The organism is Streptomyces sp. NPDC047000, assembly GCF_040644295.1.
In the GTDB taxonomy this organism is placed as follows: domain Bacteria; phylum Actinomycetota; class Actinomycetes; order Streptomycetales; family Streptomycetaceae; genus Streptomyces.
This window is the reverse complement of record NZ_JBEYWE010000027.1, coordinates 77,183-88,850: the sequence shown is the minus strand read 5'-3', so window position 1 is coordinate 88,850 and position 11,668 is coordinate 77,183. Positions and strand designations below refer to the sequence as shown.

The window sequence follows — 11,668 nt, the reverse complement described above, 5'->3', positions numbered from 1 at the left end:
GCGGTGACCCGGATTGCCTGTGAGCAGCCGTTATGGCCTCGTGAACGGCGCGAATGTAGCGGAGCGTGAGCACGCGGTTGCGGGCTTCGCCCCGCATTCATCCGATCGTGTGAGGATTTGCCGTCCGGCTGACGCCGACGGCCCCGGATCGGGCGGACGTAGAGTTGCGGGGGCGCGTCTCCTGCCCGGCACAACCCGCGCCGGGGACCCGCGGACGCGCCGGAGGCCGAGGGAGGCGCTTGCCGTGAGTGAGGTGCGGTTCGTCCGCAGGGGGTTCGGCGCGGATGCCGTGGACTACCAGGAGGCGTGGGACGAGCAGCGCCGGGTGCACGCGGCCCGCTTCGCGGACGAGGTGCCCGACACCGTGCTGCTGCTCGAGCACCCCCCGGTCTACACGGCGGGCCGCCGCACCGCGGACACCGAGCGCCCCCTCGACGGCACCCCGGTCGTCGACGTGGACCGCGGCGGAAAGATCACCTGGCACGGCCCCGGCCAGCTGGTCGGCTACCCCATCCTGAAGCTGCCGCGTCCGGTGGACGTCGTGGCGCACGTACGGCGTCTGGAGGAGGCCCTCATCCGGGTCTGTGCGGAGTTCGGTCTGGAGACCAGCCGGGTCGAGGGCCGCAGCGGGGTGTGGGTGCTGGGCGACCCGGTCGAGCAGCGTCCGGCGCTCGGCGGCCTCTCGCTGGACTTCGACCCGCGGCTCGCCGACGACGAGTTCGACCCCCGGCTGAACGGCCCGGAGTACGCCCCCTCCAACGCCGGCCAGCGCCGCGAGGACCGCAAGATCGCCGCCATCGGCATCCGCGTCGCCAAGGGCGTCACGATGCACGGCTTCGCACTGAACGTGAACCCCGACAACCGCTGGTTCGACCGCATCATCCCGTGCGGCATCCGCGACGCGGGGGTGGCCTCGCTGGCGAACGAGCTGGGCCGGGACGTCACCGTCGCCGAGGTCCTGCCGGTCGTCGAGCGGCACCTGAAGGACGTACTGGAGCACGCGGACCCCCGCCCGCGCGAGATCGAACGCACCCCCGCCGCCTGACGCCCGGCCCCCGCCCCGTCACTCCCCGGCCACGGGTCCCGGGCCCGGCCGCGGCTCCGGCGGGCGCGGGCCGCCCCGTGAGCACCTCGTGGCGTGAACGGCCGTGCCCGGCGCGTTCCGGGTTCCGGGTTCCGACAAGGGGCTGCCCGCCGCGCCGCGGGGGCCCTGCTCCCGCACCTGCACGGCCGGCCTGCCGCCGACGCCACGCGCCGCCCCGGTGGGTCCGCGTCCAGGCACCCCGGGTGACCCCGTCGCGCCGCGAGGCCCGTGCCCGTGCGCCGGGGCGGGAATGAACCGGCCCCCGGCGCGCTTGGTCCGAAGGCCCGCCCGGGACGCCGTACCGCCCGCCCGGGACGGTGATGCCCGCGAAGCCCCGCACGGGATCCCGCCCCGGACCATGAAATCCCCGGGCGTACCCTGAATTGCACCGAAGAATCAAACGCTAGGGAGCCGGTCGTGTCCGCAGTCGACCCCGACGGACGCAAGATGCTGCGCCTGGAGGTCCGCAACAGCCAGACCCCCATCGAGCGCAAGCCCGAGTGGATCAGGACCCGGGCGAAAATGGGCCCCGCGTACCAGCAGATGCAGTCGCTCGTGAAGAGCGAGGGTCTGCACACCGTCTGCCAGGAAGCCGGCTGTCCCAACATCTACGAATGCTGGGAGGACCGCGAGGCGACCTTCCTCATCGGCGGCGACCAGTGCACCCGGCGCTGCGACTTCTGCCAGATCGACACCGGCAGGCCGCAGGCGCTGGACCGCGACGAGCCGCGCCGGGTCGGCGAGTCCGTGGTCACCATGGACCTGAACTACGCCACCGTCACCGGCGTGGCCCGCGACGACCTGGAGGACGGCGGTGCCTGGCTGTACGCCGAGACGGTCCGCCAGATCCACCGGCAGACCGCCGACCGCGCGGACGGCCGGACCAAGGTCGAGCTGCTCGCCCCCGACTTCAACGGGGTGCCCGAGCTGCTGCGGACCGTCTTCGACACCCGCCCCGAGGTCTTCGCGCACAACGTCGAGACCGTGCCGCGGATCTTCAAGCGCATCCGCCCCGGCTTCCGCTACGACCGCTCGCTGGCCGTCCTCACCGCGGCCCGGGACCACGGCCTCGTCACCAAGTCGAACCTGATCCTCGGCATGGGCGAGACCCGCGAGGAGATCAGCGAGGCGCTCCAGGCGCTGCACGACGCCGGCTGCGAGCTGGTGACCATCACGCAGTACCTGCGGCCCACGGTGCGCCACCACCCCGTCGACCGCTGGGTGAAGCCCCAGGAGTTCGTGGAGCTGAAGGAGGAGGCCGAGGAGATCGGCTTCGCCGGTGTCATGTCCGGTCCGCTGGTGCGCTCCTCGTACCGCGCGGGGCGGCTGTACCAGATGGCGGTCGAGAAGCGCGGCGCGTACGTCGCCGAGCAGGCCGTCTGACATGTGAGTGCGGGCCGATTGTGTGAATTCACGCACAAGTTACTACCGGCCAGTAGTGTCCGATTCGACGCGGTCCCGGCCGTCCCCGCAGTTGAGGGAGGACGACGGGACCGCGTCGGCGTCCACGGGCGCGCAAGAGGCCCGCGAACAAGCCTTCATTGCCGTTTGACCGGTCGGTCACGCCCTGGTAACACCAAACAGTGACCCTGGAATCACGCCACGTACTCCCGTACCAAGCCGCCACGAGGGGGACCCCCGACATGCAGGCCGCGCCACCTGTCCGCGTCACAGCCGTCCGCGCCACACCCATCCCGTCGTTCACCGACGCCCTCCGCGCCGTCGAGTCGCTGCTCATGAGCGGCGGGCAGCGCACCGCCCGCCGCAACGCCTGGACCGCCGTCCTGGAGGACCGCCGCCGCGCCAAGGACCGGGTCGAGACCCAGCGCGTCCTGGAGCGGACCACCGCCACCGGATCCTGACCGCACCGGCACGTGTCCCACCCCACCCTCCGTAGCGGACTCAGCCGTCGTCGGCAGTCCCGGGGGACACGTAGACTGCGTCCCATGGCGAGGAAGGAACCGGCAGCGGACGCTGCGAGCGCGGGGCGACTGAAGCAGATCGTCCTGACCTACCAAATGACCCGCAAGGCCGACAAGACGATCGGTCTGGTGCTCGCGGGCGTCGGCATCGGCACGCTCGGTGTCTTCCTCGCGATCGGCTTCTTGATCGGTCATCCCGTCTATCTGGGCATCCTCGGCCTGGTGCTCGGCTTCCTCGGTGCCGCGATCGTCTTCGGACGCCGCGCCGAGCGTGCCGCGTTCGGGCAGATGGAGGGCCAGCCGGGTGCCGCCGCGGCCGTCCTCGACAACGTCGGCAAGGGCTGGACGACCACCCCCGCGGTGGCCATGAACCGCAGCCAGGACGTGGTGCACCGGGCCGTCGGCAAGGCCGGCATCGTCCTGGTCGCCGAGGGCAACCCGAACCGGGTCAAGGTCCTGCTGGCCGCCGAGAAGAAGAAGATGAACCGCATCGTCGCGGACGTCCCGGTGCACGATGTGATCATCGGCAAGGGCGAGGGCATGACCGAGCTGAAGAAGCTCCGCACGACCATGCTGAAGTACCCCCGCGTGCTCACCGGTGCGCAGGTCACGGCGACCAACGACCGGCTGAAGGCGATGGGCGACCTGATGTCGAACATGCCGATCCCGAAGGGCCCCATGCCCAAGGGGATGCGCATGCCCAGGGGCGGTGGCGGCAAGGCGCGCTAGCGCTCCGCCGGGTCCGGCCGGTGACTGCCTCGCCGCCGGCCAGAAGAGTTCCCCTCGTACAGCGAGAAGGGGCGTCCGTGAGGGATCCGGGCGCCCCTTTTGCGCGGCCCCACCCCGCGATGCGCGCCTCGGCCACATGCGCACCTCGACTCGGCTAGATGCGCACCTCGACCGTGCGGGCCAGCTTGTCGTGGAGGCCGCGGCCGTCGCGGTCCCAGATCAGGGCCGGGATCGCGAGACACAGCAGCACCGAGCGCAGGAGGGCCCTGGCGGGCTTGACACGGCCGGTGGCGAGATCGACGACCCGGATGCCGAAGAGCCGCTTGCCCGGGGTGAAGCCGATCGTGCCGACCGTCAGGACGCTCAGCACGAAGAAGACGAGCAGGGCCCAGTTGCTGGTGGCGGGGCCGTAGCCGTCCGTGATGAGGCCGTATGCGATCAGCACGCACAGCCCCCAGTCCACCGCGATCGCGCCCAGCCGCCGGCCGGGCCGGGCCAGAGAACCGGACCCTTGTTCGGGCAGCCCGAGCTGCCGGCCCCGGTAACCGAAATCGGCACCGGCGTCCTCCATGGCCGCGCGGGGCCCGGAGAGCCACGATCCCATTGCCTGCCTGTTGTCCACCGCTCCACGGTACTGCCGCCCCCTCCGCCGGGCTGACGGCGGGGTGTGTCCGGGCTAACGTGGACGGGAGGCCGGTTAACTTCTGCGAAACAAATGGGTCACGCCCGAGAAATCACCTCTCCCTAGGGTCGAGGACAGCGTGTGCCACCGCACTGGCAGCACGAACGAACTACCACCCCGGCAGGACGGTCGGGAGTAGGAGGAGCTGGATGTTCCAGAACGCCGACGAGGCCAAGAAGTTCATCGCGGACGAGGACGTCAAGTTCGTCGACGTCCGCTTCTGCGACCTGCCGGGCGTCATGCAGCACTTCACGGTGCCCGTCGAGGCGTTCGACCCGGACGAGGAGCTCGCGTTCGACGGCTCGTCGATCCGCGGCTTCCAGGCCATCCACGAGTCCGACATGGCGCTGCGCGCCGACCTGTCCACCTCGCGGGTCGACCCGTTCCGCCGGGACAAGACCCTCAACATCAACTTCTTCATCCACGACCCGATCACGGGCGAGCAGTACTCCCGCGACCCGCGCAACGTGGCGAAGAAGGCCGAGGCCTACCTCGCGTCCACCGGCATCGCCGACACCGCCTACTTCGGCCCCGAGGCGGAGTTCTACGTCTTCGACTCCGTCCGCTTCGCGACCAGCGCGAACGAGTCCTTCTACCACATCGACTCCGAGGCCGGCGCCTGGAACACCGGCGCCCTCCAGGACAACCGTGGTTACAAGGTCCGCTACAAGGGCGGTTACTTCCCGGTCCCGCCGGTCGACCACTTCGCCGACCTGCGCGCCGAGATCTCCCTCGAGCTGGAGAAGTCCGGCCTGAAGGTCGAGCGCCAGCACCACGAGGTGGGCACCGCCGGCCAGGCCGAGATCAACTACAGGTTCAACACCCTGCTGGCCGCGGCCGACGACCTCCAGCTCTTCAAGTACATCGTGAAGAACGTCGCCTGGCGCAACGGCAAGACCGCGACCTTCATGCCGAAGCCGATCTTCGGCGACAACGGCTCGGGCATGCACGTCCACCAGTCGCTGTGGAGCAACGGCGACCCGCTGTTCTACGACGAGGCCGGCTACGCGGGCCTGTCGGACACCGCCCGCTACTACATCGGCGGCATCCTCAAGCACGCCCCGGCGCTGCTGGCGTTCACCAACCCGACGGTGAACTCGTACCACCGCCTGGTCCCGGGTTTCGAGGCGCCGATCAACATGGTGTACTCGCAGCGCAACCGCTCCGCCGCGATGCGCATCCCGATCACGGGCTCCAACCCGAAGGCCAAGCGCGTCGAGTTCCGCGCGCCCGACTCCTCCGGCAACCCGTACCTGGCCTTCTCCGCCCTGCTGCTCGCGGGCCTGGACGGCATCAAGAACAAGATCGAGCCCGCCGAGCCGATCGACAAGGACCTCTACGAGCTGGCTCCCGAGGAGCACGCGAACGTCGCGCAGGTCCCGACCTCCCTCGGCGCGGTCCTGGAGGCCCTGGAGAGCGACCACGACTTCCTGCTCGCCGGTGACGTCTTCACCGCCGACCTGATCGAGACGTGGGTCGACTTCAAGCGGGCCAACGAGATCGCCCCGCTGCAGCTGCGCCCGCACCCGCACGAGTTCGAGCTGTACTTCGACGTGTGAGCCGACCGGCGCGCGGCGTGCACGGCACCCGTGGCGCTCGTGGCGTTCGTCCCGGAGCCCCGGTCCTCCCAGGAGGGCCGGGGCTCCGGCGTGTCCCGTGCGTTCCGTGTGTGTCGCGTGTTCCTTGTGTTCGTGTGCGGTGGTGTCCGGGGTGTGCAACCTTTCGGCTGCCGGACGCTTCTCTTGACGGGGAGAGTGTTCACCCGGGTGAAAGAGGGACGCATGGCTGCGGGGACGTCCGGACAGGACGGCTGGGAGCGGGAGTTCGACCTCGCGTGGGCGGAGGCCGCCGAGCACAAGGAACCCTCGGCGCGGGCCCGGATGCTGGCCGCGCGCTGGCGGGAGAACCCGCCCGGCCCGGTGCCGTTCCGCGGCGATCCGGATCCGGCCGGACCGCGCCGCACGTCGTGGCTGTCGACGGTCCTGGTGCTCGGCTGCGTGGTCTCGGTGATCGTCGTGCTCGGCTACGTCCAGGTCCGCGGCGGCGGCCGGTGAGCGGCCGGGCGGCTGCCCTGACTCACAGGGAGTTTTGCTCCGGCTAGGGCCGATCGGAACCACCTCATGGGGCTCCTCAGGTGCACACTGGACAGCGGGACGAGTGCCTGAGTGCGGGGTGGTGCATGATGCAGAGCCGCTTCCGGAGCGACCGGCGGCTGACGGCCCGGATGGGCCTGACGATGTTCTTGCTCGGGTTGCTGTACGTGGCGTTCGTCGGCGCGCTGATCGTGCTGCTGAAGTCCTGGGTGCTGGTCGTGGTGATCGTGGCCGGCATGCTCGTCGCGCAGTACTGGTTCTCCGACCGGGTCGCGCTGTACGCGATGCGCGGGCGGATCGTGGAGCGCGAGGAGTATCCCGGGCTGCACGGCGTGATCGACCGGCTGTGCGCGGTCGCCGACATGCCCAAGCCGGTGGTCGCCGTATCGGACATGGACATGCCGAACGCGTTCGCGACCGGGCGCAATCCGGACCATGCCGTGGTCTGTGTGACCACCGGTCTGCTGCGCCGTCTGGAGCCCGCCGAGCTGGAGGGCGTGCTGGCGCACGAACTGTCCCATGTGGCGCACAAGGACGTCGCGGTGATCACCATCGCCTCGTTCCTCGGGGTGCTGGCGGGCCTGATGGTGCGGTTCGCCTTCTACTCCTCGCTGTTCCGGGGCCGCAAGGACCAGAACACCGTGGCCGTGTTCGCCGCCGTGATGGGCGTCTCGGCGGCCGTCTACGCCCTGAGCTTCCTGCTGATCCGGGCGCTGTCCCGGTACCGGGAGCTGGCCGCGGACCGGGCGGCGGCCCTGCTGACCGGGCGGCCCTCGGCGCTGGCCTCCGCGCTCACCAAGGTCACCGGGGACATCGCCCGTATCCCGATGCGGGACCTGCGTACCGCGCAGGCCTTCAACGCCTTCTACTTCACCCCGGCCCTGGGCTCCGGGTCCGACCTCTCACGGCTGCTGTCCACGCACCCGAGCCTGGAGCAGCGGCTCGAACAGCTGGGGCGGATCTCCGCCGAGCTGGGTGAGGCGGCGACGCCGGGGAAGACGGGCTGAGGATGGGATTCCTGGACATCCTCCTCGGCCGTACGAAACCGGTCGCGCCCGATCTGGACCAGCTGTTCGCGCTGCCGTCGGCGGCGGTGACGCTGGAGGCCGCGGCCGGTCTCACCCCCACCGGGCAGGGCGCGGTGTGCTTCGCCACGGTGGAGGGCGCGGCCTTCGAGCAGACGCACCGCGAGGTGCAGGCGCTGCTCGACGCGGACACCGACCGCACCGGGCCGCCGGTGGCCCTGACGCGCGACGACTTCGGCTACTCGTGGCTGGTCTCGAGCCGTACACCGGACCAGCTGGTGGAGCTGGTGAACGATCTGCACGCCGTGAACAGCGCCATGGAGGTCAACGGTTTCGGCCCGCAGCTGCTGTGCTCCCTGGCCGGGTTCCGCGACGGCTCCGGCCGGCGGCTCGCCCTGGTCTACCTCTACAAGCGCGGGACGTTCTATCCCTTCGCCCCTCTCCCCGGGTCGGCGCAGCGGCGGGACAACGCGCTGGAGCTCCAGGTGAAGGCGGCCCTCACGGACGACCTGCGCATCGAGCAGGACCTCGGCCGCTGGTTCCCGGTGTGGGGCGCCCCCGGGCTCTGACGTTCACACGCCGTACCGGGCCTCCACCACCCCGGCGTCCACGGCCGCCACGAGTGCCGTGTGGTCGGCGGCCGTCTGGTCGGCGTAGCGCAGGGCGAACTCGGCGACGGCGCGCTCGAAGGTGTCCGAGCCGCCCAGGTACCCGGCGATGGCGACACGGTCGCCGGACCGGGCGTGGGCGCGGGCCAGGGCGGAGCCGCACAGGCGGGCGTAGACCAGCATCTGGGCCGGGCCGAGCCCGACGATGTCGGCGGAGCCCTTCATGTCGCGCAGCTGGCGCCAGTAGAAGGCACGTCCCTGCGGTCCGGTCATCCAGCCGAGGAAGATGTCGCTGGCCGCCTGGAGCAGTCGCTGCCCGGCCACCACCCGGTGCCCGGGGTGGGTGAGGGGGCCGCTGGGCAGATGCTCCTCCAGGACCGATCTGCGGGCCTCCTTGATCTGCAGGAACAGCGGATCGTCGTCGTCCCGGCCGGTCAGCAGCACGATGAAGCAGCGCAGTCCGACACTGCCGACGCCGACGACCTTGTGGGCGGCGTCCACGAAGCGGTACCGGTCGAGCAGCAGCCGGCGTTCCTCGGTGAGGGTGGAGCGGTAGTCGCTGAAGATCTTGCGCATCGCGGCCATGTCCGGGGGGCCGGCCGGTTCGAGCAGCGGCGGGTCGTGGATGATGCGCCGCTTTCCGTCGACGGTCTCGGTGAGCTTGCCGAGGGCGTGCAGGCTGGTGCGGCGGCGGGCCCGGCTGAGGGTGGACTCGACACGGCGGCGGTCGCGGGCCGAGCGGATGAGCGGCAGCAGGCTGTCGGCGTCGATACGGGTGTACCAGACCTCGAGTTCGCCGCACCCGGCGAGCCGTCGGACAGCCGTGCGGTACGCGGCGGCGGACTCCAGCGCGGCCTGGCGCACCTTGGACTCGCCGTGGCCGTTCTCGCGGGCGGCCACGGCCACGGAGGCGGCGAGCCGTTTCACGTCCCATTCGAAGGGGCCGGGGAACGTCTCGTCGAAGTCGTTGAGGTCGAAGAGCAGGGCGCGCTCCGGCGAGGCGTACAGGCCGAAGTTGAGCAGATGGGCGTCGCCGCACAGCTGCACGGTGAGACCGGTGTGCGGCTGCGCGGCGAGGTCGCCGGCCATCACGGCGGCGGCACCGCGCAGGAAGGCGAAGGGTGAGGCGGTCATCCTGCCGTACCGGATGGGCAGCAGGTCGGGCAGCCGGTCGCGGCCCTGCCGTTCCAGTACGGCGACGGGGTCGGCGCGTTCCACGGAGGGCAGCCAGTCGGCGTGCGCCGAGCGGGGGACGCGGGTGCGGGCCGCCTTGCCGCGCCGGGCGCGGTCGACGGGGGCGGTCACGGGCGGGTCCCGGCGGTACGGCGGGCCGGGTGACCGCCGCAGGTGCCGTCACGGGTGCCGTGACGCCGTGCGCGGGAGCGCCGTATGCCGTGCCGCCGTTCCATCTCGCCTCCCTTGTACCGCTCGCACCTCCTGGTCGCAGTGAACGGCGGGACCGGGGCGGGGCGCACCCCGGGCGGGCCGATCGGGTGACGGCGGCGCCGGAATGTCCCGCCGCCGGCGGGGATCCCCGGCGCCACCGCACCGCACCGTGGGCGGCGGGCCGGGAGGTCAGCGCAGCAGGGCGCGGACCATACGGCAGGTGGTGTCCGACGGCGGACGGACACCGATGAGCTGTGCCGTGCTGCGTATCGTCTCGTCGCGCGCCTGGGCAGGCCGGTGGACGCCCAGGTCCAGCAGGGCGATCGTGAGGCGCAGGGCCTTGAGGCGGCGGTTGTGCGTCACGTACCACTCGCGCGGCCGTCCCGCCGGCAGGGGCTGCTTGAGCACCGGCGCGTACGGCAGGTCGAGCTGGACGGGACGGCGGGCGGTCGACTGGGTGGGCAGGGGCTTCGGCTTCACTGCGGCAGCGGGCACGGGCATCCTCCTGTCGCGGTCGGGGCGCCGTCCGGACAGTCCGGCCGACTCCTTCGAACACTGCTACCAGTTTACGGCCCGCCACCGACATCCCGCAGTCCTGGATCCGGCCGTAATCTCCACCCTGAACAGGCAATTTATCGGATCGCCACAGGAGACCCAGGAGACGCTCGCACGGTGGCAGGAATCGAACAAGAGGCTGTCGCGTACCGTGTGCGGCATGGAGATCTGGATCAATCCGGCCTGTTCGAAGTGCCGCAGCGCACTCACCCTGCTCGACGCCGAGGGCGCCGGCTACACCGTCCGGCGCTACCTCGACGACGTGCCGACCCGGGACGAGGTCAGGGACGTGCTCGACCGCCTCGGCCTCGAACCGTGGGACATCACCCGCACCGGGGAGCCGGCCGCCGCGGAGCTGGGGATCGAGGAGTGGGCGCGGGACGCCGGTTCGCGGGAACGGTGGATCGCGGCACTCGCCGGGCGCCCGGAGCTGATCCAGCGGCCGATCATCACGGCGGACGACGGCACGGCCGTCGTCGGGCGCAGCGAGGAGGCCGTACGGGACGCGCTGTCGCGTGGCGGACGGGCCGCCGGACCGCCTACCGCGTGACGCAGGTCACGTCGGCGGCCCGGTCGGCCGCTGAATGGCACTGTTCGGTGTCTCGTATCTGGCGGCGTACGCTTCCCGACCCCTCAGGAGCCGCGCATGTCACGCAGGAGAACTCTCGGTACGAAGAAGAAGCTGGCGCTGCTCGTCGGTGCGGCGGCGGTGGCGGGCGGCGGCGCCTTCGCCCTGGCAGCCACCTCGAACGCCGCCCAGTCCCCGGCACAGGGGCAGCAGGGGCAGCAGGCCCGCACGCTGTCGTCGGCCTCGGACTCGACGGTCTGTCTGGGCCTGGCCACCGCCCTCGGCAACAACGAGCGGTTCATCGACGCCCAGCGGGCCGCCCCGGACTCCCAGTCCGCGGCGCGGATCGCCAACCGTGAGGCGGTCGTCGAGCAGATCAAGGTGCAGCAGAAGGCGTCCGGTTGCGTCGTCGGGGAATCGGCTCAGGGCTCCCGGACCACTCAGCCGGCGCAGGCCGGGCAGCAGACCGCCACCGCGGCGCCCACCGGCACGGCGCGGCCCACCGCGTCCGCCGGCACCGGCGGCAGTACCGGGGGCGGGGCCGTCACGACGGGCGCGCAGGTGTGCAAGGGCTCCACCGTCACCCTCTCCGGAGAGGCGGGCGCCCCCGCCGCCTCCAGCAACCAGTTCCCGGCGGGGACGAAGCTGAAGGTCACCAACCTCGACAACGGCCGGTCCACGACGGTCACCGTGACGTCCGTGTCGGGCAGCTGCGTGCTGCTGAACGACGCGGCCTTCGAACAGGTCCGGGAGCCGGGCAAGTTCCTGATCCGGCGGGCGGTGATCGAGAAGGCGGGCTGACCGGGCGCGCACGGCCCCGTTCAACCCCATCGCATACGAGAGCGGACCGCCCGGCCGGTGGTCCGCGACCGCGAGGGGCACGGGCGGGGCCGGACGGCCGGGCGGGACGGACACACCGGTGCGCCGGTCCGGTGCCCTCACGGGCGGCCCGCCGGACCTCACCGCGTGACTCCCGCCACAGGACGACCAGGTAACACGGCCTTCACACTCGGGCA

At 71.5% G+C, this 11,668-nt stretch carries 13 protein-coding genes; 10 read left to right on the top strand and 3 right to left on the bottom strand.

All coding sequences use genetic code 11. The features are described 5' to 3' along the window. Window positions 1-244 precede the first annotated feature (244 nt). The 4 genes from lipB (at window position 245) to ABZ862_RS31140 (ending at window position 3,735) form a co-directional block, all read left to right on the top strand. Window positions 245-1,045: a lipoyl(octanoyl) transferase LipB gene (lipB, locus tag ABZ862_RS31155; RefSeq protein WP_360965340.1), complete on the top strand. Its 801-nt coding sequence runs from the start codon at window positions 245-247 to the stop codon at window positions 1,043-1,045. Window positions 1,046-1,501: 456 nt separating this feature from the next. Beyond that, window positions 1,502-2,467: a lipoyl synthase gene (gene lipA, locus ABZ862_RS31150; RefSeq protein ID WP_360965338.1), complete on the top strand. Its 966-nt coding sequence runs from the start codon at window positions 1,502-1,504 to the stop codon at window positions 2,465-2,467. A gap of 260 nt (window positions 2,468-2,727) precedes the next feature. Further along, window positions 2,728-2,946, top strand: coding sequence for a hypothetical protein (locus ABZ862_RS31145; RefSeq protein ID WP_360965335.1), 219 nt, complete (start codon window positions 2,728-2,730; stop codon window positions 2,944-2,946). 84 nt (window positions 2,947-3,030) lie between these two features. Beyond that, window positions 3,031-3,735: a DUF4191 domain-containing protein gene (locus ABZ862_RS31140; RefSeq protein WP_360965332.1), complete on the top strand. Its 705-nt coding sequence runs from the start codon at window positions 3,031-3,033 to the stop codon at window positions 3,733-3,735. 154 nt (window positions 3,736-3,889) lie between these two features. On the opposite strand, the gene ABZ862_RS31135 is transcribed toward ABZ862_RS31140, so the two are convergent. Further along, on the bottom strand, window positions 3,890-4,357 hold the full coding sequence (locus ABZ862_RS31135; protein ID WP_360965329.1) for an RDD family protein: 468 nt from the start codon (window positions 4,355-4,357) through the stop codon (window positions 3,890-3,892). Between the two features lie 209 nt (window positions 4,358-4,566). On the opposite strand from ABZ862_RS31135, the gene glnA reads away from it, so the two are divergent. The 4 genes from glnA to ABZ862_RS31115 all read left to right on the top strand — a co-directional run bounded on the left by glnA (window position 4,567) and on the right by ABZ862_RS31115 (window position 8,104). Beyond that, window positions 4,567-5,976: a type I glutamate--ammonia ligase gene (gene glnA / locus ABZ862_RS31130; protein ID WP_360965327.1), complete on the top strand. Its 1,410-nt coding sequence runs from the start codon at window positions 4,567-4,569 to the stop codon at window positions 5,974-5,976. 222 nt (window positions 5,977-6,198) lie between these two features. Next, a complete protein-coding gene (locus tag ABZ862_RS31125) occupies window positions 6,199-6,471 on the top strand; it encodes a hypothetical protein (RefSeq protein WP_360965325.1) in 273 nt (90 codons plus the stop codon). Between the two features lie 128 nt (window positions 6,472-6,599). Then, window positions 6,600-7,517 (top strand): zinc metalloprotease HtpX, encoded by a 918-nt coding sequence (gene htpX / locus ABZ862_RS31120; protein ID WP_360965390.1) that lies wholly within the window; start codon window positions 6,600-6,602, stop codon window positions 7,515-7,517. A gap of 2 nt (window positions 7,518-7,519) precedes the next feature. Continuing rightward, window positions 7,520-8,104: a hypothetical protein gene (locus ABZ862_RS31115; RefSeq protein WP_360965322.1), complete on the top strand. Its 585-nt coding sequence runs from the start codon at window positions 7,520-7,522 to the stop codon at window positions 8,102-8,104. Between the two features lie 3 nt (window positions 8,105-8,107). On the opposite strand, the gene ABZ862_RS31110 is transcribed toward ABZ862_RS31115, so the two are convergent. Both ABZ862_RS31110 and ABZ862_RS31105 read right to left on the bottom strand, forming a co-directional pair. Further along, entirely contained in the window at window positions 8,108-9,448 is a 1,341-nt protein-coding gene (locus tag ABZ862_RS31110; protein ID WP_360965319.1) for a DUF2252 domain-containing protein, read from the bottom strand. A gap of 270 nt (window positions 9,449-9,718) precedes the next feature. Further along, complete coding sequence (locus ABZ862_RS31105; RefSeq protein ID WP_360965317.1) at window positions 9,719-10,024, bottom strand: hypothetical protein; 306 nt, start codon at window positions 10,022-10,024, stop codon at window positions 9,719-9,721. A gap of 220 nt (window positions 10,025-10,244) precedes the next feature. Here ABZ862_RS31105 and ABZ862_RS31100 point away from each other — a divergent pair, with 220 nt between their 5' ends. Beyond that, a complete protein-coding gene (locus ABZ862_RS31100) occupies window positions 10,245-10,634 on the top strand; it encodes an ArsC/Spx/MgsR family protein (protein WP_360965314.1) in 390 nt (129 codons plus the stop codon). 96 nt (window positions 10,635-10,730) lie between these two features. Continuing rightward, on the top strand, window positions 10,731-11,453 hold the full coding sequence (locus ABZ862_RS31095; RefSeq protein WP_360965311.1) for a hypothetical protein: 723 nt from the start codon (window positions 10,731-10,733) through the stop codon (window positions 11,451-11,453). Window positions 11,454-11,668 lie beyond the last annotated feature (215 nt).

Bases quoted from the DNA above. Each gene is read 5' to 3' on its own strand.
- ABZ862_RS31145 (WP_360965335.1), top strand. From the start codon at position 2,728: ATGCAGGCCGCGCCACCTGTCCGCGTCACAGCCGTCCGCGCCACACCC.
- ABZ862_RS31140 (WP_360965332.1), top strand. From the start codon at position 3,031: ATGGCGAGGAAGGAACCGGCAGCGGACGCTGCGAGCGCGGGGCGACTG.
- glnA (WP_360965327.1), top strand. From the start codon at position 4,567: ATGTTCCAGAACGCCGACGAGGCCAAGAAGTTCATCGCGGACGAGGAC.
- ABZ862_RS31125 (WP_360965325.1), top strand. From the start codon at position 6,199: ATGGCTGCGGGGACGTCCGGACAGGACGGCTGGGAGCGGGAGTTCGAC.
- htpX (WP_360965390.1), top strand. From the start codon at position 6,600: ATGCAGAGCCGCTTCCGGAGCGACCGGCGGCTGACGGCCCGGATGGGC.
- ABZ862_RS31115 (WP_360965322.1), top strand. From the start codon at position 7,520: ATGGGATTCCTGGACATCCTCCTCGGCCGTACGAAACCGGTCGCGCCC.
- ABZ862_RS31100 (WP_360965314.1), top strand. From the start codon at position 10,245: ATGGAGATCTGGATCAATCCGGCCTGTTCGAAGTGCCGCAGCGCACTC.
- ABZ862_RS31095 (WP_360965311.1), top strand. From the start codon at position 10,731: ATGTCACGCAGGAGAACTCTCGGTACGAAGAAGAAGCTGGCGCTGCTC.